Origin of the sequence: Ancylobacter moscoviensis, assembly GCF_007559435.1 — a bacterium.
Taxonomy (GTDB): domain Bacteria; phylum Pseudomonadota; class Alphaproteobacteria; order Rhizobiales; family Xanthobacteraceae; genus Ancylobacter; species Ancylobacter moscoviensis.
On the sequence record NZ_VMBP01000001.1, the window covers coordinates 121,945 to 144,356 of the forward strand.

A 22,412-nucleotide genomic window follows, 5' to 3' on the forward strand; every position below is an offset into this window, starting at 1 on the left:
AGCGTCCTTCGAGGCCCGGGCCGTGTCCGGGCACCTCGGAATGACGATCCTCAGGGATGAGGCGCAGGCCAGCCGCTTATAATCCAACCACGTCATGGCCGGGCTTGGCCCGGCCATCCACGACGTCTGCGTGCGATCCCAAAACGTAGAGGCCGCACGAGCCCTGCGCATGCGTCGTGCCTCGGAGAGGGCGGCACGCCCTCAGAAGTCCCGCAGCAGACGCTCCAAATAGTCGAGTTCGAGGCGCGGGCGCTCGGGCTCGCCGAAGCGGCGGCGCAGTTCCTCCAGCACCCGGCGGGCACGCTGCATGTCGATCTCGTCCGGCACCTTCACCGTGACGTCGTCGCCATAGTCGCGCGAGCGCATCGGCCGGCCGAGCGGGTCGTTGCGCTCGGCGGTCTCGCCGGAAGGGCCGCCCGGCTGCTGGCCCGGCCCGCCCTGCTGTTGCTGCATGGCCTCGGCCATCTGCTGGGCACCCTTCCGCAGCGCCTGCAGGGCCTCGCTCTGCGCGTCAACCGCGCCGGTGCCGTCGCCTTCGCCCAGCGCCTGCTCGGCCTCGCGCATGGCCTGCTCGGCCTCGCCCAGACCTCCCTCGCCGGGCATGCCCTGCCCCTGCTGGCCGCGTCCCTGCTGACCTTGGCCCTGCTGGCCCTCGCCCTGTTGCCCCTGGCCGTTCTGGCCCTGCTGCTGGCCTTCGCCCTGCTGACCCTGTTCGCCCTGCCCCTGCTGGCCCTGTCCCTGCTGCTGACCGCGCATGGCCTGCTGCATCTTGTCCCGCAGCTCGCGGAGCTGCTCGCGCAGCTGCTCCTGGCTCTGCTTCAGGTCGTTGAAGGCCTGGTCCTGCTGGCTGTCGCGGCCTTCTTTGAAGGTGCGGTCGCGCAGCTGCTGCTGGCGGCGGATCATGTCGCCGAGCTGGTCCATCGCCTGCGACATCTGGCTCTGGCCCTGCTGGCGCTGCTGCTGGCGGCCGGCCTGCAGGCCATTGAGCATGTTCTGCAATTCGCTCAGCATCTGCCGGGCCGCGTCGCGAGAGCCGTTGCGGGCCATGTCCTCGATGCGGTCGAGCATCTTCTGCAGGTCCTGCGGGCGCACCGTGCGGGTGTTCGGGTCCATGGGCTGGTTGCGGTCCGCGCGGTCGCCGTTGCGGCGCGCCTCCTCGGCCAGTGCCTGCATGAATTCCTGCATCGCGTCGCGCAGTTCCTGCGTGAGGCGCTTGATCTCCTCGTCGCTGGCGCCGTTCTCGAGCGCGTTCTGCAGCGCCTGCTGGGCGTCGCGCAGCCGCTTCTCGACATCGGAGAGATCGCCGTCCTCGATGCGCACGGCGATTTCCCAGAGATAGTCGACCACCCCGCGCAGGTCCTCGTCGCTCCGGGCGTTGGCAAGGCGCCAATAGGCGCTGCGCAGGCCCATGTAATGGGCCGGGTTGGGCGTGAAACGCTCGGGCGCGATGGCCAGCGCGTCAAGGCCCGCGGCGACCCGCTCGCGCTGGTTGGCGTCGAAGGCGAGCCGGCGCCGCTCGTCGATCAGCGCGCGGGCCAGCGGATTGGAGAAGCTGCGCTGCGGCAGGGTGAAGCTGCGCGCGCGGGACTGGCCGACATTGCCGGCCTCGTCGCGCACCGCCAGCGTCAGCATCACGCGCGAGCCGGCCCACGGGCTCTCGGTCAGGTCCTTGGTGGTCTGCCCGGTCGCCGCTTTCGCCCGGCCGCCGGTGAGCGGCAGCGGGAAGTTCGGCGCCTCGACCAGCGGACGCGCGGCCGGCGGCTTCGGCGCGTTCTTCAGCGCGTGCAGCGGCGGCGGCGGCGGCAGGGCGGCGAAGCGCGCCTCGGCGCCGGCGACGCCATAGTCGTCCTCGGCCTTGTAGCTGAGCGCCAGCCCGCTATTGCCGGAGGCCTGCGGTTCCTTGGTCAGTTCGATGGTCGGCGACTGGTCGGGCTGCGCGCGGAAATGCCAGGCCACCGAGCGCCCGTCCGGCCCCTCGATGCGCGCCGAACCGTCGGCGGCGATGACGTAGCGCCGCTCCTCGCCATTGGCGCCGCGCGGGGCGGATGCGGTCGAGGTGGACGCAGACGAGGACGAGGCCGTCTGCGGCGCGTCCTGCTTGTCGCCCGCCTGCTTGTCCCCCGCCTCAGCGTCCCTGGCGACGGCAACACCACCCTGGGTCACCAGCCGCGCATCGTCGAGCCCGATGACGCGCACCACCAGCTCACTGCCGGTGGGCACCGTCAGCGCCGCCGCCTCATAGGGCGTCTCCGCCGGCTCCGGCGCCCCGGCGCTGCCGTCGGCGTTCTGCGCGGTCTCCTGCGAGCGCAGGCCCGGCAGCATCACCGGCGCGCGGCGGGTATAGCCGGGAGGCGTCACCCAGGCATCGACGCGATAGGGCTTGGCCGGCACCAGCGTGTGCCAGTCGAAGGCCGAAGCGATGCGGCGCACATGGTCGCCCGGCACCATGAAGAAGGTGGCGACCACGCCGAGCAGCACCAGCGCGCGCAGCGCCTTGCGGTCGACGGCGGCGAGGCGCGGCGAGGGCAGCCCGGCGCGCAGGCTGCCGAGCTGGGCCGACATGCGCGCGACATGGGCGCGCCACAGCGCCGCGCCGACCGGATCGTCCGGCCGGCTGGCGAGCTGGTCGGCGAGCGCCGTCGCCGGGCGGTGCGGCAGATGGCTCTCGCGGTCGAGGCGCGACAGGGCCTCCGACGCGGAGGGCGAACGGATGCGCAGCGCCGGCACCAGGGCGAGCGCGAACAGGGCGGCGAAGAGGGCGAGGCCGACGATGCGGCCGAGCGGCGGCAGCACCAGCCACAGCCCGAGCCAGGAAACGATCAGGAAGATTCCTGCAGCGGCACCCACGGCAGCGATGGCCGGCCAGACTCGCTCCCACATGAGCGAGGCCCAGGCGCGCTGCAGCGCGGCACCCATGCGTTGCCGGATGCGCCGCTCGACGCGCTGCGCCTCGGCGCGCGCCTTCTCGGCACGCGGGTTCGCGCCCGCCTCGACGGGCGTCTCGCCGCCGTCCATTCCATCCGGTGTTGCCGTCACGCGGTCGAGCCTCCGACGCACTCCGTCCCACACCAGCCCCAGGGTCACCTTAACATGGCCGACCCGGCACGCCACCCCTGCCGCCGGATTGGGCGCGCCCAATCCATCAGCAGGCCGTGAGGGGGTATCCGGGAGAAATGTGGCGGGCGGCCCGCGCCCCGGCTGTCAGGCCAGCCAGTCGGGGACGCGGTCGAGCGCGATCAGCGCGTCGGTGTCGACGCGCGGACGCACCACGGCGAAAGCGTCGCCCTTCGCCAGCACTTCCGGGATCAGCGCGCGGGTGTTGTAGGTCGAAGCCTGCACCGCGCCATAGGCGCCGGCCGTCATCACCGCGACGAGGTCGCCGGCCTTCAGCGCCGGCAGCTGCCGCCCCAGCGCCAGGAAATCGCCGGATTCGCACACCGGCCCGACCACATCCGCGACGATCCGCCCCGCGCCCGGCACCGCCTCGCGCACGGGCAAAATTTCGTGATGAGCGTCGTAGAGGGTCGGTCGGATCAGGTCGTTCATCGCCGCGTCGACGATGACGAACTTCTTCCCCTCGCCTTCCTTCACATAGAGCACGCGGGCGACGAGCACGCCGGCATTGGCGACCAGCATGCGCCCGACCTCGAAGATCAGGCCGAGCCCGAGATTATGCGTGTGCCGCTTCACCAGCGCCGCATAGGCGGAAGGCAGCGGCGGCTCGGGCTCGCCGGCGACATAGGGCACGCCGAGACCGCCGCCGAGGTCGAGATGGGTCAGCCTGTGCCCGTCCGCCATCAGGTCGCGCGCCAGCTCCACCAGCAACGCGGTGGCGTTGTCGAACGGATCGAGATCGGTGATCTGGCTGCCGATATGCATGTCGACGCCGGTGATCCGCAGCCCCGGCAGCGCCGCGGCGTGGCGGTAGACCTCCCGCGCGCGGGAGACCGGAATGCCGAACTTGTTCTCGGACTTGCCGGTCGAGATCTTGTGGTGGGTCTTGGCGTCGACGTCCGGGTTGACGCGGATCGAGATCGGCGCGGCCACCCCGTGGCTCACCGCGACCTCGGAGAGCGTCATCAGCTCCGGCTCGCTCTCGACGTTGAAGCACATGATCCCAGCGTCGAGCGCCGCCGCCATCTCCTCGCGCGTCTTGCCGACGCCCGAGAACACGATCTTGTGCGGGGCGATGCCGGCCGCCAGCGCGCGCTTGAGTTCGCCGCCCGAGACGATGTCGGCGCCGGCGCCCAGCTTGGCGAAGGTGCGGATCACCGCCTGGTTGGAATTGGCCTTTACCGCGTAGCACAGCGTCGTGCGCATGTCGGCGAAGGCGTCGGTGAAGACGTGGTAGTGCCGCTCCAGCGTCGCCGTCGAATAGGCGTAGAACGGCGTGCCGACCGCCTGGGCGATGTCGACGAGGCTCACATCCTCGGCATGGAGGATGCCGTCGCGATAGGCGAAATGGTGCATGGCGTCAGCTTCAGAGCAGGCCGTCGAGGATGAAGGGCTGCTTCGGCTTCACCGGCCCGGTGTCCTTCGGCATCTTGCCGTCCGGGCCGGGCGTGCCGAGGGCGGTGCCCGGCGGCGGCTCGAGCGGGCCTTTCACGCCGCATCCGCCGAGCGCCAGCGCGCCGCCGAGGGCGAGCGTGACGGCGAGGGTGCGGGCGAGGCGAGGCAAGGGGCGACGGGACAAGGAGGCTTCCTCGGCTTGGGTCACTGAGTTCTGGCGCAACCTATAACGACACCTCCGGAAAGGCGAGCCCGCAAAGCGGCGCAGCGCCGTTCAGGCGTCGAATGTCACCAGCACCGGCACATGGTCGGATGGGCGCTCCCAGCCCCGCGCCTCGCGCAGCACCGTCATGGCCCGCGCCGTCGGCGCCAGCGCCGGCGTCGCCCAGACGTGATCGAGCCGGCGTCCGCGGTTGGACGCGGCCCAGTCGGCCGCCCGGTAGCTCCACCAGGTGTAGAGCTTTTCCTCCGGCGGGACGAAGTTGCGCATCACGTCGACCCATTTCCCCGCCGCCTGCAGCCGCCCGAGCCGCTCCACTTCGACCGGCGTGTGGCTCACCACGTCGAGCAGCTGCTTGTGGCTCCACACGTCGGCCTCCAGCGGCGCGATGTTGAGGTCGCCCACCAGCACCGAACGGGCGTCGGAGGCCGTCGGGTGGAGATGCTCCCAGGCGGTCGCCTCGTCGAGGAAGGCCAGCTTGTGGCGGAACTTCTCGTTCACTGCCGGGTCGGGAATGTCGCCGCCGGCGGGAATGTAGAAATTATGGATGGTCAGCGGCGTCGCGAGCCCGGCCTCGCGGCCGAGCACCACCGAGATGTGGCGCGCGTCGCCCATGTCGCAGAAGCCCTGCCGGCTCACCGCCTCGAAGGGCCGCTTCGAGAGGATGGCGACGCCGTGATAGCCCTTCTGGCCGTGGATGGCGGCATGGGGATAGCCGAACTTCGCCGCGTCCTTGAGCGGGAAGCGGTCGTCCGGCGTCTTGGTCTCCTGAAGGCAGATGACGTCCGGCTGCTGTTCGGCGGCGAGCTTGGCGACGAGACCGATGCGCAGGCGCACCGAATTGATGTTCCAGGTAGCGATCGTGAGCGGCAAAGCGGGGAACCTGTGCGGCGAGTCTGCGGAATTTCGGCCGCGACCCTAGAGCATGTTCCGCCGAAGGTGAACGGGTGCCGCGCCCGCCGCTGCCGCCAAAGTACGCCGTCATCCCCGGGCTTGGTCCGGGGATCCACGAATCGGACTCACTCCGCGACCAGAAGACGTGGATGGCCGGGTCGAGCCCGGCCATGACGGCGCGTGAAGAGGGTGCCGCCGCTCAATCGCGGTTGATGACGAACAGCATCGGATCGGGCCGCTCGCTCGTGTCGAGGTTGGAGACGGCGACCGTCGTGTCGTAGCCCTGCGGGTCCGTCACCGTCCATTGCTTGAGCTGCATGGTCTTGGCGTCGAACATGATCATCAGGCGGAAGGTGCCGGTCATCGGCTGCTTCTCCTCGATCACCACGGTGGCGAAGATGTCGTCCTGATAGACGCCGGTGACGTTGGTGTTGCGGGCGAGGTTGAAGTTCTCCGACAGCAGGAAGCGCAGCGGCGTCGCCGACAGGGGGGAGATGTCCTGCGTCTTCAGCCGCTTGTCGCGCACCGCGACCGAGCGTCCGTCCGCCACCAGCTCGATCCGGCTCGGCGGATCGTACTCGAACAGCACGCGGCCGGGCTTGAGGATGTAGAACTGCCCCTTGCGGCGGGTGCCGTCCGGGTCGACCTGCACGAAGTTGCCGGTCATGTTCTTGAAGCTGTTGAAGTACTCGTTGATGCGCTGGACCGTGTCCGCCGCCGCGCGCTGGTTCGCGGCCGCGGCGACCTGGATCTTCGGGTCGGAGGACGGAGCGGGGGCGGCCGCCGCCGGCGCGGCCTGCGCGGTCCGGATCATCGGCGGCTTCTTCGGCGGCACGGGCACGAAGGACGGCGGCGGCACCTGCGCTAGGGCGACGCCCGCCGGCAGGACCAGAAGGGCGGAAGCGGCGCAGATGCGGATCAGATGGCGCATGAAGCACGTCTCGCTGGGCGCACGACGCCGGAGAAGGGCGCGCGGCATGGATTTCTGTCTCGACGACGCAGCTAGCGCGCCGCTGTGGCGATCCTGTGGCCCTGACCTTTCGTAAGCGCTTCCGGCGGAACGGTTCATCGGCTCAGAAGCCCTCCGCCCGGTCCGCCTCGATCAGGATCTCGCGCTTGCCGGCATGGTTGGCGGGGCCGACGATGCCCTCGTTCTCCATCCGCTCGACCAGCGAGGCCGCGCGGTTGTAGCCGATCTGCAGGCGACGCTGGATGTAGGAGGTCGACGCCTTCTTGTCGCGCATGACCACCGCCACCGCCTGCTGGTAGAGGTCGCCGCCCTCCTCGCCACTGAGAGCGCCCTTGTCGAACACGGCGCCGTCCTCGCCCTCCCCGTCGAAGTCGATGGTGACCTCGTCGAGATAGTCGGGGGCGCCCTGTGCCTTCAGGTGCTCGACCACCCGCTCGACCTCCTGGTCGGAGACGAACGGTCCGTGCACGCGGGAGATGCGCCCGCCGCCGGCCATGTAGAGCATGTCGCCCTGGCCCAGCAGTTGCTCGGCGCCCATCTCGCCCAGAATCGTGCGTGAATCGATCTTCGACGTCACCTGGAAGGAGATGCGGGTCGGGAAGTTGGCCTTGATGGTGCCGGTGATGACGTCCACCGAGGGGCGCTGCGTCGCCATGATCAGGTGGATGCCGGCGGCGCGGGCCATCTGGGCGAGGCGCTGGATGGCGCCCTCGATGTCCTTGCCGGCCACCATCATCAGGTCGGCCATCTCGTCCACAACGATCACGATGTAGGGAATGGGCGAGAGGTCCATCTCCTCGCGTTCGTAGATCGCCTCGCCGGTCTCCTTGTCGAAGCCGGTCTGCACCGTGCGCACGATAGCCTCGCCCTTGACGATCGCCTCCGCGACGCGGGCGTTGAAGCCATCGATGTTGCGCACGCCGACCTTCGACATCTTGCGGTAGCGCTCTTCCATCTCGCGCACCGCCCACTTCAGCGCCACCACCGCCTTCTTCGGATCGGTGACGACGGGGGTCAGGAGGTGCGGGATGCCGTCATAGACGGAAAGCTCCAGCATCTTCGGGTCGATCATGATCAGCCGGCACTGTTCCGGGCGGTGCCGGTAGAGCAGGCTCAGGATCATGGTGTTGATGGCGACCGACTTGCCCGAGCCGGTGGTGCCGGCGACCAGCAGGTGCGGCATGCGCGCGAGATCGACGATCACCGGCTCGCCGCCGATGGTCTTGCCGAGCGCGATGGCGAGCTTGTGCGCGGCCTCGCTGAAATCCTTGGCGGCGAGGATCTCGCGCAGCAGCACCTTGTCGCGCTTGGGATTGGGCAGCTCGATGCCGATAGCGTTCTTGCCCGGGATCACCGCGACGCGCGCCGAGATGGCGCTCATCGAGCGGGCGATGTCGTCGGAGAGGCCGATGACGCGGCTCGACTTGATGCCGGGCGCCGGCTCCAGCTCGTACAGCGTCACCACCGGGCCGGGACGGGCGTTCACGATGGCGCCGCGCACGCCGAAATCGTCCAGCACGCCTTCGAGGTCGCGGGCGTTCTGGTCCAGCACCTCCTTGGAGAGGGCGGGACCGCCGCGCGGCGGCGGCGGCGCCAGCAGGTCGAGGCCCGGCAGGGCGTAGCGGCGGCGCTGTTCCTCCAGCGCGGCCCGTCCGCCCCGGATCGAGCGCAGTGGCGGCCGGCGGGCCCCGCGCGAGGGCGCCGGCGCCGGCTCGTCGTCCATCTCCGGCAGATCGTCGCCCTCGGCGCTTTCGAAGCCGGCCACGTCGTCCTCGTCGTCGAACGCATCGCGCCCGCCGAAATTCGGCTCGTGCCGGCCGTGCCGCAGGCTCGGCAGCTCGTCTTCTTCCTCGTCGAGGCCGACGAAGCCGCGCAGCCGATCCATCAGCCCGCGACGCGGCTCCTCGCGGGAGCGGCGGGGCGCCTCCGAGCCCATCCGCGCCTTCAGCGACAGGACGGCGTGGGTCATCATGCCCAGCACGAAGGCGAAACGGCCGGGCTCGTCGTCCTCGAAGCCCGGATCCTCGTCTTCGTCGGCGTCGACGGGCTTCTTCAGGCCGATGCCGACGGCGATCGGCAGGGCGACCACCGAGCCGAGCAGGCAGATCGCACCGACCACCGCGTAGTCGATGGCGCTGAGCCAGTTGGAGCGGAACACCCCCGGCACGGTGAGCATGCCTTCGCCCAGCACGCCGCCGAGCCCGCTCGGCAGCGGCCAGCCGCCGAAACGCGGCAGGCACGCGGCAAGGCCCGAGGCGAAGATCACGCCGGCGATCCCGGCGACCAACCGCGCCCGCTGCCGGTGCGGGCGGCGATGCGTCAGCATCAGCCAGCCCCAGACGCCGACCGGCAGCACCACCGCCAGCGAGGCGATGCCGAAGAGCTGCATCATCAGGTCGGCGAACACCGCCCCCGGCAGGCCGAGCCAGTTGGACGGCGCCGCGGCGCTGGAGCGGCTGAGGCTGGGATCGTCCGCCGACCAGGTAGCGAGGGCCAGCAGCATGAGCGCGCACAGGGCGAGCAGCGCGAGGCCGATCAGCTCGGCGGTCCGCCGACCGAGCGCGCCCTTCACCTCTTCCGGCAGAAAGGCGCCGGGCGTGCCGCGCCCGCGCCGCACCTTGGCCCGGCCGCTCGCTGCCCCCCCCTTTGCGGGCAGGTCGGCACGGGAACGGCCCCTCTCGCCTCTGGAGGATCCCGCCTCCAGCCGAGGCGCCCGCATCGTCGTCTGCGTCTGCCGGCCCATATGTCGCCCCGTTGCCCTTTTCCCGCTCACGACAGCCCGGCGAGCAGACGCGGCAGCGCCGCCTCCGTCGTCGCCAGGTCCTGCACCAGCGCGATCCGCAGATAGTCCGCCCCCGGATTGCGGCCGTCCGCGCCGCTCCGGCACAGATAGCCGCCCGGCACGGTGCGCAGCCCCTCGCGCTGCCAGAGCCGGCGCGCCGCCGCCTCGCCGCCGCCCCGATCCTTGCTGCCAAGGTGGGCGACGTTCAGCCAGAGGAAGAAGCCGCCATCCGGCCGCTGATAGTCGAAATGCCCGCCGAGCACGCGGTCGGCGACGTCGAACTTCGTCTTGTAGAGGTCGCGGCTGGCGCTCACATGCGCCTCGTCCGCCAGCGCGGCGATGCCCACCCATTGCAGCGGCTCGGGCACCTGCGGCGCCGCGACGTTGCGGAATTCGGCAAACGCCTCGATGAAACGCGCATCGCCGGCGCAGAAGCCGCAGCGCAGCCCCGGCAGGCTGGAGCGCTTGGACAGCGAGTTGAAGGCCACGACGCCCGAGAAATCCACACCGCCGACCTCCAGAATGCCGGTCGGCGGCTCCTCGCCGAGCCAGATCTCCGAATAGCACTCGTCGGCGAACACCAGCACCTCATGCGCCCGGCACAGGGCGACGAGGCGCTCCAGATAGGCGCGCGGGGCGATGGTGCCCTGCGGGTTGGCCGGCGAGGCGAAGTACAGCGCTACCGCGCGGTCGAGCAGATCGGGGGTGAGCGCGTCGAGATCGGGCAGCCAGCCCCCGCCCGCCGGCAGCGGCAGGTCGGCGCTCTCGCAGCCCGCCGCCTCGGCGCCCGCGCCATAGGCGGCATAGAAGGGGTTGGGCAGCAGCACCACCGGCGGACGGGCGCCGATGCGGGCGCGCTTCTGCGGCGAGGCAAGGCGGCGCGCCATCAGCGCGGCGAAGAACAGGCCCTCGCGCGAGCCGTTCAGCACCAGCACCTCGCGTTCGGGATCGGGCGCGCGCGCCAGCGCGTAGCGGCGGGCGAACCAGTCGGCGGCGGCGCGGCGGAACTCGGGCAGCCCCTTGCCGGCGGGGTAGCGGCCGAAGCCGTCGAGATGGGCGGCGAGCACGTCCCCCACGAAGCCGGGCATGGCGTGGCGCGGCTCGCCGACGGCAAGGCTCAGCGGCGGGCGCGACGGCGTGATGTCGGCGAGCAGTTCGGTCAGGCGCACGAAAGGCGAGCGCGCCGCCGGCCCCGGATCGGAGACCGGGGGCGTCGGGTCGGTCGCTACGCCTTGGAAGCGGGGATCAGGCACGGAGGAACGTCTCGCCACGGGCCGCGGGATGCGGCGTCTCGGTCCAGAATAGGGCCCTCGCGGTAAAGGCGTTCTTAACCATGCGGAGAACGGCGCCGAAAGAAAAAGACCCCGGCGCGAGGCCGGGGTCCGGAGGCAGCGGGACGCTGCGGAAGACGGCGGATGCGTGGGCGATGCCCGCGATCAGCTGTGGTAGGCGCGCTCGCCGTGCTCGACGATGTCGAGACCCTCGCGCTCCTTCTCCACCGACGGACGCAGGCCGACGATGATGTTGACGATGTAGTAGAGGATCGCCGAGCCGACGCCGCACCACACGAGGGTGAGCAACACCGCCTGGATCTGGATCCACACCTGCTTGCCCATCTCGTAGTCGGCGATGCCGGGGCCGCCGAGCGCCGGGGCGACGACGATGCCGGTGCCGATGGCGCCGACGATGCCGCCCACGCCGTGGACGCCGAACACGTCGAGGCTGTCGTCATAGCCCAGCGCGTTCTTCACGGTGGTGCAGAAGAAGAAGCAGACGATGGCGGCGATGAAGCCGAGCACGATCGCGCCGAGCGGGCCCGAGAGACCGGCGGCCGGGGTGATCGCGACGAGACCCGCGACCATGCCGGAGATGGCGCCGAGCATGGAGGGCTTGCCCTTGGCGAGCCACTCGATGACGACCCAGCCCACGATCGCGCCGGCGGTGGCGACGAAGGTGTTGATCACGGCGAGCGTGGTGCCGGCATTGGCTTCGAGGTTGGAGCCGGCGTTGAAGCCGAACCAGCCCACCCACAGGACGCTGGCGCCGACCATGGCGAAGGGCAGCGAGTGGGGCGGCATCAGCTCCTTGCCGTAGCCGGTGCGCTTGCCGACGATGATGGCGCCGACGAGGCCCGCGAGGCCGGCATTGATGTGCACCACGGTGCCGCCGGCGAAGTCGAGGGCGCCGTGTTCGAACAGCAGGCCTTCGGAGAACCACACCATGTGGGCCATGGGGTAGTACACGAAGGTCACCCACAGGATGCAGAACAGCACGATCGCCGAGAACTTCATGCGCTCCGCGAAGGCGCCGACGATCAGCGCCGGGGTGATGGCCGAGAAGGTCATCTGGAAGACGATGAAGATGTATTCGGGGATCTTCACATTGGCCGAGAAGGTGTCGGCCAGGCTGTCCGTGCTCACGCCGGCGAGGAAGGCCTTCTCGAAGCCGCCGATGAAGGCGTTGCCCGAGGTGAAGGCGAGCGAGTAGCCGTAGAAGACCCACAGCAGCATCATCACCGCGGCGACGACGAGCACCTGCATCAGGATCGACAGCATGTTCTTGGCGCGCACGAGGCCGCCATAGAACAGCGCGAGGCCCGGCACGGTCATGAACAGCACCAGGATGGACGAGACCATCATCCAGGTGATGTCGCCCTTGTCCACGGTGGCGACCGCCGCGGCGGCCTCGGCGGTGGCTTCCGCCCCGGTCTGCGGCGCGTCCTGCGCGAAAGCGGCGGCTGCGACCAGCGCCGTCGTCGCCAGCACGGGAAGGCCCGCGCGTATCCAATTCTTCGTCGTCATGGGTTCAATGCTCCGTCGCAATCGGAAAATGTCGGGATCAATGACGCGGGCTCACAGCGCGTCGGCGTCGGTCTCGCCGGTGCGGATGCGCACGGCCTGGTCGATCGCGTAGACGAAGATCTTGCCGTCGCCGATCTGGCCGGTCTTGGCCGAGGTGGAGATGGCGTCGATGACCTTGGAGACCTGGTCGGTCGGCACGGCGACCTCGATCTTGAGCTTCGGCAGGAAGCTCACCGCGTATTCCGCGCCGCGATAGATCTCGGTGTGGCCCTTCTGCCGGCCGTATCCCTTGACCTCCGTGACGGTCAGTCCGTGCACGCCAATGCCAGTGAGCGCATCCCGGACCTCCTCAAGCTTGAAGGGCTTGATGATAGCCATGACGATCTTCATGGGTTCCTGTCCCCGCTTGGCCCCGAACCGCTGGCGTGGGTTCCGGGCGTTTCATGTCGGACTCGGCCAGGCGGATTTTTCCGACCCTCCGGTCAAGCCGGGAGACAGGGAATCAATTCGCGTGCCAACCTTGGCGGAAGAAGGGTTCGGAGCCGGAATTCGCGCCCGGATGCCACTCGCGAAAGCGTGAAGCGGCCTTGATCGGCGCGGTCGGCCGCCCTGCCGGCTGCCCAAATCTTCATCGGCCGCGCAACCTCCCGTCGCGCGGCGCCCCAGATTTGCCACAACGAGATTAATTTTTAGGCAGATGCCTGCGTGCTGGGCGTTGCCGCCGGCGGCGCGACCGGGCGGATCAGCCCTTCCTGCGCCACCGAGGCGATCAGCCGGCCGGCCCGGTCGTAGATCAGCCCGCGCGCCAGCCCGCGCGCGCCGGAGGCGCTCGGGCTGTCCTGCGTGTAGAGCAGCCACTCGTCGGCGCGGAACGGCCGGTGCAGCCACAGCGCATGATCGAGGCTCGCCGCCTGGATGTCCCCGCCGAGCACGCTCGTGCCGTGCACCAGCGTCGTCGCCTCCAGCAGCGTCATGTCGGTGGCATAGGCCAGCACCGCCCGGTGCACGCCGGCGTCGTCCGGCAGCGGGCCGGTGGTGCGGAACCACACCGCGCGGCGCGGGGCGGCACGCCGTTCGCCGAGCCCGATCGGCTTCAGCTCGATGGGGCGCGGGCGCATCCAGTAGTCGCGCACCGGCGCCGGCAGCCGGTCGAGGACGCTCGCCGGCAGCTCACCGAGGCCGGGCACCTCCTCCGGCGAGGGCACCACCACCTCCAGATCGAGCTGGTGGTCGAGCCCCGCCTCCTCGCGATGGAACGACACCGACATGATGAAGATCGGCCGGCCATGCTGGATCGCCACCGTCCGCCGGGTGGCGAAGCTGCGCCCGTCGCGCACGCGCTCGACGTCGTAGACGATCGGCACCGCCGGATCGCCGCCGAGCAGGAAATAGGCGTGCATGGAATGGGCGGCCGAGCCCTCCACCGTGCGCTGGGCCGCCACCAGCGCCTGCGCCAGCACCTGCCCACCGAACACCCGGGTGCGGAACGGCCAGGATTCCGGCGGGTTCAGCCCGCGGAAAAGATTGTCCTCCAGCGTCTCCAGATCGAGCAACTGGACGAGTTCGGCGGCGGTGGTCGTCATCGGCTTCCGGCTCCCCGCTCCCGGCGCGCGAAGTGCCGGGCCTTGATCGCGCTCATTGTTCCCCATCCGTAGCTAAGGCATATGATGCCCCGCGCACAATGCGCGGAATGGACGAGCGAGGGACGGCGGCCGTGAAGCAGACCACGGAACAGGCGCGGCGATACGACGTGGTGATGGCGGGCGGCGGCCTTGCGGGCCTTTCTCTCGCCCTGGCGCTGCGGCAGGGGCTGGGCGAGGGCGCGCGCCTCGCGGTGGCCGATCCTGCCCTCGCCGCCGCCGAGCCGCGCAGCGCCGACATGCGCGCCTCCGCCATCGCGGCCGGCGCCCGCCACCTGTTCGAGGCGCTCGGCGTGTGGGAGCACATCGCCGCGCAGGCCGAGCCGATCCTGTCGATGGAAATCACCGATTCCAAGCTCGGCGATGCCGCGCGGCCGGTGTTCCTGTCCTTCGCCGGCGAGGTCGAGCCGGGCGAGCCCTTCGCCCATATGGTGCCCAACGCCGTGCTGCAGGACGCCATGACGGCGCTGGCCCGCGCGCGCGGCATCGATTTCCTGCCGACCACCGTCGCCGGCTTCACCGCCGAGCCGGGGCGGGTGACGCTGAGCCTCGCCGACGGCACCACGGCGGATGCGGCGCTGCTCGCCGCCTGCGACGGAGCCCGCTCGAAGCTGCGCGCCCTCGCCGGCATCGGCGTGGTCGGCTGGCCCTACGGGCAGTCCGCCATCGTGCTCACCGTCGGCCACGAGCGCCCGCATGAGGGCAAGGCGGTCGAGCACTTCCTGCCCGCCGGGCCCTTCGCCATGCTGCCGCTCACCGGCAATCGCTGCTCGATCGTCTGGACCGAGACGGCGCAGACCGCCGCCCGCCTGCTCGCCCTGCCGCGCGTGCTGCTGCAGGACGAGCTGGAGCGCCGCTTCGGGCTGGAGCTGGGCGAGATCGAGATTCTCGACGAGCCCAAGGCCTTCCCGCTCGGCTTCCAGATGGCGCGCGCCTTCGTCGGCACGCGCCTCGCGCTGGTGGGCGACGCCGCCCACACCATCCATCCCATCGCCGGGCAGGGCATCAATATGGGCCTGCGCGACGTCGCGGCGCTGGCCGAGGCGATCACCGACGCCGCCCGGCTCGGCCTCGACGTCGGCACGCCTGACGTGCTGGAGCGCTACCAGCGCTGGCGCCGCTTCGACACGCTCGCCATGGGCGCGGCGACGGACGGGCTGAACCGGCTGTTCGGCATGCGCGCGGATGCGGTGCGGCTGGTGCGCGACGTCGGGCTCGGCATCGTCGAGCGGATGCCGGGGCTGAAGTCCTTCTTCATCCGCGACGCCGCCGGCATCGGCGGAAAGGCCCCGAAGCTGCTGCGCGGCGAGGCGCTCTAGGCGCCGCCGCGCACCGCCCGCCTACCGCGCCACCTCTTCCTCGGTGAGCGGACGGGCCTCGTCGGCCAGCATGATCGGGATGCCGTCGCGGATCGGATAGGCGAGGCGCGCCGCGCGCGAGATCAATTCATGGCCCGCGCGGTCATAGTCGAGCGGACCCTTCGTCACCGGGCACACCAGCAGCTCCAGCAGCTTCGGATCGATCTCGTAGCCGGAGCGGGCGACGGGCTTCTCGGATTTCTCGGCCATGGGGCGGCTCTCTCAATCTCGGCATCGGACGGGACGGATTCCGGCTATATAGCGCAGCGAGCTGACATTCTCACGTCACCGTTCCGACTCACGCCGTTCCGATACCCGCCGTTCCGACAGCCACTATCACCAGGGACAATGGACGCACCCACCCTCGACCTCGCCCTCGAACCGCGCCTTGATGGCGAGACGCTGCAGCAATGGGTGTTCCGCCGGCTGCGGCGCTCGGTCATGGCCGGCCGCTTCCCGCCCGGCAAGGCGGTGACGATCCGCGGGCTGGCGGACGCGCTCGGCGTCTCCTCCATGCCGGTGCGCGAGGCACTGCGCCGGCTGGTGGCCGAGCGCGCGCTGGTCTTGCTCGACAATCGCCGCGTGCGCGTGCCGGAGATGACCGCCCGGCGCTTCGAGGAGCTGATGACGACGCGCACCCTGCTGGAGTGCGAGGCCGCCGCGCGCTCGCTCGGCGTCGCCGACGGCGCCTTCATCGAGCGGCTCGACGAACTGAACCGGGCCTCCGACGCCGCCGTCGCGGCCAGCGACACCGAGGCGATGATCGAGACCAACCTCGCCTTCCACGCCGCCCTCTATGGCGGGCGAGCGGACAATGTGCTGCTGCCGCTGATCGAATCGGTCTGGCTGCAGATCGGCCCGTTCATGCGCATGGCGCTGGCCGATCTGGAGACCCATTACCCCGTCGACCGCCACGCCGAGGCGCTGGCTGCGTTGCGGAGCGGCGACGAGGCGGCGTTGCGCCGCGCCATCGAGGCCGACATCCGCGACGGCATCGGCCACCTGCTGGCGCAGCTGGGCTGACGCGCCCCACCGCGGATGGTCGTCATGCCCGGACTTGATCCGAGCATCCACGACTTCATGCCGCACGGAGCCCAAAGACGTGGATGGCCGGGTCAAGCCCGGCCATGACGACACTCATGAGGGATGGCGACTTTGGAAGGACGCCTCAGCCCACGGCCTTGAGCCGCGCCCCGCCGCGCCGGCGCTCGGCCGCCAGCCGGGCGGCGGCGCCGAAGGCGGTGAAGATGCCGGTGGACAGCCGGTCCTGCCAGAAGCGCCATTCCGGGTGCCACTGGATCGCCATGTTGAAGCCCGGCGCGTCGGGCACGCGGAAGGCCTCGATGGTGCCGTCCTCAGCCCGCGCCTCGACCGCGACGCCCGGTGCCAGCTTCGCCACGCCCTGCCCGTGCAGCGAATTCACCCGCCAGGTCGAGGCGCCGGCGATCCCCGCCAGCAGCCCGCCCGGCTCCAGCGCGACGTCGTGCGCCGGGCCGTACTGGGTCTCGATGTCCTGCGTCGAATCCTCGCGATGGTCGAAGCGCCCCTCCTGCTCGTAGAGCTTCTGGAACAGCGTGCCGCCCAGCGCGACGTTCATCTCCTGGAAGCCGCGGCAGACGCCGAAGATCGGCACCCCGCGCTCCAGCGCGCCGCGGATCAGCGGCAGCGAGATGTCGTCGCGGTGCGGGTCGGCCGGCAACGGCGGATCGTAGGGCGCGTCGCCATAGTGCTGCGGCCCGACATTGGACGGACTGCCCGGCAGGAAGATGCCGTCGACCAGATCGAAGATCTCGTCGATCACCGCCCGCTCCGGTGCCATGTCGGCGTCGACGGCCGAGATCGTGCCGGGAATGAGCACCGGCATCGCCTGCGCGCCGCGCGCCACCGCGTAGATGTACTTTTCCGTGACACCGTGGACGACATGGCCGTTCGAGGCCTTCACGTCACTGATCACACCGATGACTGGCCGCATGATATCTCCCGACACGTGCTGGCGAAGATGTGGGCCCGCCCCCCGCCGGCTGTCAACGGCGCCGCCGACGCGGCGGCCATGCGTGAAAGGAAGGACGGCGTGAAAGGAAGGACGGCGCGGAAGGAAGGACGGCCCAGACGAGGAATGGAGCCGAGCGCGGATCGGGCCGGGCTCCTTCCCCTCCGCCACCACACGCGAAGTTTGGTGGGCGCGATGTTGCCGAAGGTTTCCGAAGGCGCGCCTTCGTGTATGAAGGGGCCTGATTTTCATCGGTAGCAGGGCGCCATACCGCCAGGGCCAAATGGTTTTCTCGTCCGTCTCCTTTCTGTTCTATTTCCTGCCGGCCTTCCTGATCTGCTATTTCGCCGTGCCGGGCCTGCGGGCGAAGAACCTCGTCCTGCTCGCCTTCTCGCTGGTCTTCTACGCCTGGGGCGGCCTCGCCAACGTCGTCGTCCTCGCCGTGTCGATCGTGGCGAACTACTTCTTCGCGCTGCTCATCGACACGCGGCTGGAGCGCTGGCGGCTGCGCATGCTGGGGCTCGCCGTGGCGGCGAATCTCGCCGGCCTCATCGCCTTCAAATATGCCGGCTTCCTGGCGGAGAACCTCAACCTGCTGCTGCCGGAGGGAGCCCAGCTCCCCGTGGTCCATCCGGCGCTGCCGCTCGGCATCTCCTTCTTCACCTTCCACGCCATCTCCTATCTGGTCGACGTCTACCGCCACAAGGCGCGGGCGAACGGCCGCTTCGAGGAGATCGCGGTCTACATCACCATGTTCCCGCAGCTCGTGGCGGGTCCGATCGTGCGCTACTCCACCATCGCGCACCGCATCCGTGCGCGCCGCACCACGCTCGGGCGGATATCGGCGGGGCTGCGCATCTTCGTCATCGGCCTCAGCTGGAAGGTGCTGATCGCCGACGAGGTGGCGCCCATCGTCTCGGCGGTGTTCGACAGCACCGGCACGCCCAATCTCGGCGAGGCGTGGCTCGGCGTCAGCGCCTATGCGCTGCAGATCTATTTCGACTTCGGCGGCTATTCGAACATGGCCATCGGCCTGGCCATCGCCATGGGGTTGAAGTTCCCGCGCAACTTCAACCTGCCCTACGGCGCGCTCTCGATCACCGATTTCTGGCGCCGCTGGCACATGAGCCTGTCGAGCTGGTTCCGCGACTACGTCTACATCCCGCTCGGCGGCAACCGGCGCGGCCATGTCAGCACGGCGGTCAATCTGTGGACCGTGTTCCTGCTCTGCGGCCTCTGGCACGGGGCGAGCTGGACCTTCGTCATCTGGGGCGTCCACCACGGCACCTTCCTGGTGCTGGAGCGCACGCGCCTCGGCGCGACGCTGCGGGCATCCCCGCGCATTGTGCGCCACGCCTATGTGCTTCTCGTGGTGCTGACGAGCTGGGTCTGGTTCCGCGCCAACAGCCTGCCCGACGCGCTCGACCTGTTCGCCGGCCTCGCCGGCCTCAACGGCGCGGGGCCGCTGTCGGTCAACCTCATCACCGAACTCACGCCCATGGCCGTCACCGTCATGGTGCTCGCCTGGCCACTCGCCATGTTCGGCCTGCCGCAGCCCGGCGCCCGCCGCCTGGCGACGAAGCTGCGGCTGGCGCTCTACGGGGCGGTCGATACCGTGGTGGTGGCGCTGCTGTTCGGCCTCTGCGTCCTGTCGGTGGGAGCGGCGACCTATTCGCCCTTCCTCTATTTCCGGTTCTGAGGGAGAGCGGACGATGCCCTTGCTCATGGCCTTCCGCCGCTGGTGGGCAATCTTCTTCGTCGCCGTCCTCGCCTTGCCGACCATCGGGCTGGTCACTCCCGACCTGCCCGGCCCCATGCGCACGGTGCTGGAGCCGGAGGAGCACTGGTGGGAGGACGCCGCCCGGCGCCTCGACCCCTACATCAACAACGCGTTCGGCTTCCGCGGCGCGGTGCTCGCCGCCCATCGCCGCTATCTGCGCTTCATCGACGCGCCGCAGGGCGAGCGCGTCCTGCAGGGCGAGAACGGCTCTCTGTTCATCCGCGACAACAACGCGCTCGAGCAGTCGATCGGCCAGCTCGTGCGGCCGGAGGCCATCGCCGACTTCGTACGCATCACCGCCGCGCTCGACGCGAAGATGAAGGCCCTCGGCGGGCACTTCGTCGCGATGATCCCGCCCAACGCGCACACCGTCGAGTTCCAGGACCTGCCGTCCTATGCCCGCCGGCAGAAGAAGGCACCGACCGAATACGACCTCGTGGACGAGCGCATGAAGGCGGCGGGCATCCCCTTCGTCGACCTGCGCCCGATCCTCGCGGACGGCAAGAAGGATGGCCGGGTCTATTTCCGCTACGATACCCACTGGAACGAGCGCGGCGCGCTGCTGGCCTTCAACGCCGCGATGGCGGCGGCAGGCCGCCCCGATCTCGCCGTCACGCCCGAGGAGGCCTACGGCGCGCCCGTCGACAAACCCAGCGGCGACCTGCTGCGCCTCGGCGGGCTCGACGCGCGCGACCCGCCGGACCAGAAACTCCCCTGGAAGGAGCCCTTCGCGGAGCGCGAGGAGGGCCTCACGCCGCTCACCGGCGTCATCGAAGGCGGCAAGGAGAGCAATCTCTTTCCCTCCCAGGCCTTCGAGACCGGCCATGCCGGCCCGCGCATCATGGTGATCGGCGATTCCTTCACCCACGGCTTCTGGCCGGGCCTGCTGGCGGCCCGAAGCTCCGCCTTCGTCTGGACGCATCACCAGCTCTGCAATTTCGATCAGGGCGTGATCGATCGCTTCCGGCCGGACATCCTCATCTACGCGCCGACCGAGCGCTTCTTCCTCTGCGCGGGCAAGAAAAGCGGCGCGGCGAAGTAGCAGAACGCCCATGCGCCGCTCAAGCGCCTTGCCCCCGGTCCGCCGGCGGCATTAGAAGGCCGGCAGTCGCTTTTTCCGCCCAGGACGCCGAGCCGCCATGTCCGCCCCCCTATCCGTCCCCCTTTCCTCGCAGGATCTCTTCGCCCGCCTCGCCGAACTCGGCATCGAGACCCGCACGGTCGAACACCCCCCGCTGTTCACCGTCGAGGACTCGCAGGCCCTGCGCGGCGACATTCCCGGCGGCCACACCAAGAACCTTTTCCTCAAGGACAAGAAGGGCAACCTCTTCCTCGTCGTGGTGGAGGAGGAGGCGCGGGTCGATCTGAAGAGCCTCCACGGTCCCCTCGGCGCCGCCAGCCGGCTGTCCTTCGGCAGCGCCGAGCTGCTGGAGGAGGTGCTCGGCGTGAAGCCCGGCGCGGTCACCGCCTTCGGCCCGGTCAACGACACGCAGGGCCGCGTGACCGTGGTGCTCGACGCCGAGCTGATGGCGCACGCGGAGATCAACTGCCACCCGCTGGTGAACACCGCCACCACCACCATCCGCAGCGACGATCTCCTGCGCTTCCTGCGCGCCACCGGCCACGAGCCGCGGGTGATGGCGGTGCCGCGGCGGAGCGAGGCGGCGGACGAGGCCTGACCATCCCGCCCGTTGCATTCGCGGCGCGGCGGGCCATCTTAACGGCGAGCACGAGCGAGTATTGCGAGGACGCCCCATGTTGCTGAACCAGCCCTCTTCTCCGGCCCAGAACGGCGCCGACGCGCCCGCCGGCGACGATGTCGTGATCGACGTCACGACCCGGAGCTTCATGAAGGATGTCGTCGAGGAATCGCGCACCCGCCCGGTTCTCGTCGATTTCTGGGCGCCGTGGTGCGGCCCCTGCAAGCAGCTTACCCCCATCATCGAGAAGGTGGTGCGCGAGGCCAAGGGCAAGGTGCGCCTCGCCAAGATGAACACCGACGAGCACCCCGCCGTCGCCCAGCAGCTCGGCATCCAGTCGTTGCCCACCGTCTACGCCTTCGTCAACGGCCAGCCGGTGGACGGCTTCATGGGCGCCCAGCCGGAAACGCAGGTGAAGGCGCTGGTCGACCGTCTCGTCGCCGGCGCCGGCGGGGCCGACGACATGGCCGAGGTGGTCGCCTCCGGCGAGGCGGCGCTGGCCGAGGGCGACCTCGTCGGCGCGGCGGAGATCTTCGCCGCCGTGCTCGCCGAGGAACCGGCCAACCTCAAGGCCATCGCCGGCCTTGCCCGCACTCAGCTTTCCGCCGGCAATGCCGAGCAGGCCAGGGCCACCCTCGCCCTCGCCCCGGAGACGGCCGCGAACGACGGCGCCATCGCCGCCGTGCGCGCCGCCATCGAGCTGGAGGAGGCCGCGAGCGCCCTCGGCGACGTGAAGGAGCTGGAGGCGAAGGTCGCCGCCAACCCGCTCGACCATCAGGCCCGCTTCGACCTCGCCGTGGCGCTCGCCGCGCATGACAAGCGCGAGGAGGCGGTCGACGAACTGCTCGCCATCGTGCGCAAGGACCGCAACTGGAACGACGACGGCGCCCGCAAGCAGCTGGTGCAGTTCTTCGAGGCCTGGGGCCCTACCGACGAGCACACGATCGCCGGCCGCCGGCGCCTGTCCTCCATCCTGTTCGCCTGACACGCCGGCGGGGCCCGCCCCGCCGCGCAACGCCGCCGGAACGCGCGGCAAGGAGCGCCGATGGCGATCAACCGACCCTATACCGGGCCGTCCGAACTGGCGCCGATCATCCCGCTGTTTCCGCTGGAAGGCGCGCTGCTGCTGCCGCGCTGCCAGCTTCCCCTCAACATCTTCGAGCCGCGCTATCTCGCCATGGTGGATGCCGCGCTGGCGGGCAGCCGGCTCATCGGCATCGTCCAGCCGGCGCTTGACGCCGCCGGCCATGCCATGGCCGGCGGGGCGGCGCTGCTGCCGGTCGGCTGCGTCGGCCGCATCACCGAGATCGCCGAGAGCGGCGACGGGCGCTACGTGATGAATCTCAGTGGCGTCGCCCGCTTCCGCATCGTGGCGGAGGTCGATGCCGGCACGCCCTACCGCCAGGCCCATGTCGACTACGAGCCGTTCCGCAACGACTTCACGCCGAATCTCGGCGCCGAGGCGGTCGATCGCGGCACGCTGCTGCGCACCCTCGCCGAATATCTCGACGCCAACCGGCTCGAGGCGGACTGGGAGAGCATCAAGGACGCGCCCAACGAGGCGCTGGTGAACGCCCTCGCGATGATGGCGCCCTTCGGCCCGCGCGAGAAGCAGGCGCTGCTGGAGGCACCCAGCCTCGCCGCCCGCGCCGAGATGCTGATCGCCGTCACCCAGATGTCGATGGCCCGCACCGGCGGCGAGGGCGACGGCTCGCTCCAGTAGGCCTGCACTCTGCCCCTGCGCTTCCCTCTTCCTCGCGAGGAAGAG

19 protein-coding genes are annotated in these 22,412 nt (G+C 70.2%); 7 read left to right on the forward strand and 12 right to left on the reverse strand.

Going from position 1 to position 22,412, the window contains the following annotated elements; translation table 11 throughout:
* Nucleotides 1-201: 201 nt before the first annotated feature.
* The 10 genes from FO470_RS00585 to FO470_RS00630 form a co-directional block, all read right to left on the reverse strand.
* Nucleotides 202-3,036, reverse strand: coding sequence for a TIGR02302 family protein (locus FO470_RS00585; RefSeq protein ID WP_335880505.1), 2,835 nt, complete (start codon nt 3,034-3,036; stop codon nt 202-204).
* Between the two features lie 165 nt (nt 3,037-3,201).
* On the reverse strand, nt 3,202-4,470 hold the full coding sequence (lysA, locus tag FO470_RS00590) for a diaminopimelate decarboxylase (protein ID WP_144340996.1): 1,269 nt from the start codon (nt 4,468-4,470) through the stop codon (nt 3,202-3,204).
* 10 nt (nt 4,471-4,480) lie between these two features.
* Nucleotides 4,481-4,693, reverse strand: coding sequence for an LPS translocon maturation chaperone LptM (lptM, locus tag FO470_RS00595; RefSeq protein WP_144340997.1), 213 nt, complete (start codon nt 4,691-4,693; stop codon nt 4,481-4,483).
* A gap of 90 nt (nt 4,694-4,783) precedes the next feature.
* On the reverse strand, nt 4,784-5,602 hold the full coding sequence (locus tag FO470_RS00600) for an exodeoxyribonuclease III (protein ID WP_144340998.1): 819 nt from the start codon (nt 5,600-5,602) through the stop codon (nt 4,784-4,786).
* A gap of 220 nt (nt 5,603-5,822) precedes the next feature.
* Complete coding sequence (locus FO470_RS00605) at nt 5,823-6,554, reverse strand: outer-membrane lipoprotein carrier protein LolA (RefSeq protein ID WP_144340999.1); 732 nt, start codon at nt 6,552-6,554, stop codon at nt 5,823-5,825.
* Between the two features lie 142 nt (nt 6,555-6,696).
* The gene (locus FO470_RS00610; protein ID WP_272482959.1) at nt 6,697-9,336 is read right to left on the reverse strand and encodes a DNA translocase FtsK; all 2,640 of its coding nucleotides are present in this window, start codon (nt 9,334-9,336) and stop codon (nt 6,697-6,699) included.
* A 26-nt stretch (nt 9,337-9,362) separates the two neighbouring features.
* Nucleotides 9,363-10,628: an aminotransferase class I/II-fold pyridoxal phosphate-dependent enzyme gene (locus FO470_RS00615; protein ID WP_144341000.1), complete on the reverse strand. Its 1,266-nt coding sequence runs from the start codon at nt 10,626-10,628 to the stop codon at nt 9,363-9,365.
* 183 nt (nt 10,629-10,811) lie between these two features.
* Complete coding sequence (locus tag FO470_RS00620; protein WP_144341001.1) at nt 10,812-12,176, reverse strand: ammonium transporter; 1,365 nt, start codon at nt 12,174-12,176, stop codon at nt 10,812-10,814.
* A gap of 51 nt (nt 12,177-12,227) precedes the next feature.
* Nucleotides 12,228-12,566 carry a P-II family nitrogen regulator gene (locus FO470_RS00625; protein ID WP_144341002.1) on the reverse strand — a complete coding sequence of 113 codons (339 nt, stop codon included), beginning with the start codon at nt 12,564-12,566 and terminating at the stop codon, nt 12,228-12,230.
* Between the two features lie 299 nt (nt 12,567-12,865).
* The gene (locus FO470_RS00630) at nt 12,866-13,759 is read right to left on the reverse strand and encodes an acyl-CoA thioesterase (RefSeq protein ID WP_144341003.1); all 894 of its coding nucleotides are present in this window, start codon (nt 13,757-13,759) and stop codon (nt 12,866-12,868) included.
* Between the two features lie 107 nt (nt 13,760-13,866).
* Here FO470_RS00630 and FO470_RS00635 point away from each other — a divergent pair, with 107 nt between their 5' ends.
* Nucleotides 13,867-15,135: a ubiquinone biosynthesis hydroxylase gene (locus FO470_RS00635; protein ID WP_186291786.1), complete on the forward strand. Its 1,269-nt coding sequence runs from the start codon at nt 13,867-13,869 to the stop codon at nt 15,133-15,135.
* Between the two features lie 21 nt (nt 15,136-15,156).
* Here FO470_RS00635 and FO470_RS00640 read toward each other — a convergent pair whose 3' ends face one another.
* On the reverse strand, nt 15,157-15,384 hold the full coding sequence (locus FO470_RS00640; protein WP_246659427.1) for a Trm112 family protein: 228 nt from the start codon (nt 15,382-15,384) through the stop codon (nt 15,157-15,159).
* Nucleotides 15,385-15,522: 138 nt separating this feature from the next.
* Between FO470_RS00640 and FO470_RS00645 the strand changes: the two genes are divergently transcribed.
* Nucleotides 15,523-16,197 (forward strand): GntR family transcriptional regulator, encoded by a 675-nt coding sequence (locus FO470_RS00645; RefSeq protein WP_144341005.1) that lies wholly within the window; start codon nt 15,523-15,525, stop codon nt 16,195-16,197.
* A 145-nt stretch (nt 16,198-16,342) separates the two neighbouring features.
* On the opposite strand, the gene FO470_RS00650 is transcribed toward FO470_RS00645, so the two are convergent.
* Entirely contained in the window at nt 16,343-17,146 is an 804-nt protein-coding gene (locus tag FO470_RS00650) for a gamma-glutamyl-gamma-aminobutyrate hydrolase family protein (protein WP_144341006.1), read from the reverse strand.
* Between the two features lie 301 nt (nt 17,147-17,447).
* Between FO470_RS00650 and FO470_RS00655 the strand changes: the two genes are divergently transcribed.
* From FO470_RS00655 to FO470_RS00675, 5 genes are all read left to right on the forward strand, one after another.
* On the forward strand, nt 17,448-18,863 hold the full coding sequence (locus FO470_RS00655; protein ID WP_144341007.1) for an MBOAT family O-acyltransferase: 1,416 nt from the start codon (nt 17,448-17,450) through the stop codon (nt 18,861-18,863).
* Between the two features lie 13 nt (nt 18,864-18,876).
* Entirely contained in the window at nt 18,877-19,986 is a 1,110-nt protein-coding gene (locus FO470_RS00660; RefSeq protein WP_144341008.1) for an alginate O-acetyltransferase AlgX-related protein, read from the forward strand.
* Nucleotides 19,987-20,083: 97 nt separating this feature from the next.
* The gene (locus FO470_RS00665) at nt 20,084-20,623 is read left to right on the forward strand and encodes a prolyl-tRNA synthetase associated domain-containing protein (RefSeq protein WP_144341009.1); all 540 of its coding nucleotides are present in this window, start codon (nt 20,084-20,086) and stop codon (nt 20,621-20,623) included.
* A 76-nt stretch (nt 20,624-20,699) separates the two neighbouring features.
* On the forward strand, nt 20,700-21,629 hold the full coding sequence (trxA, locus tag FO470_RS00670; RefSeq protein ID WP_144341010.1) for a thioredoxin: 930 nt from the start codon (nt 20,700-20,702) through the stop codon (nt 21,627-21,629).
* Nucleotides 21,630-21,689: 60 nt separating this feature from the next.
* Nucleotides 21,690-22,367: an LON peptidase substrate-binding domain-containing protein gene (locus FO470_RS00675; RefSeq protein ID WP_144341011.1), complete on the forward strand. Its 678-nt coding sequence runs from the start codon at nt 21,690-21,692 to the stop codon at nt 22,365-22,367.
* Nucleotides 22,368-22,412: the final 45 nt, after the last annotated feature.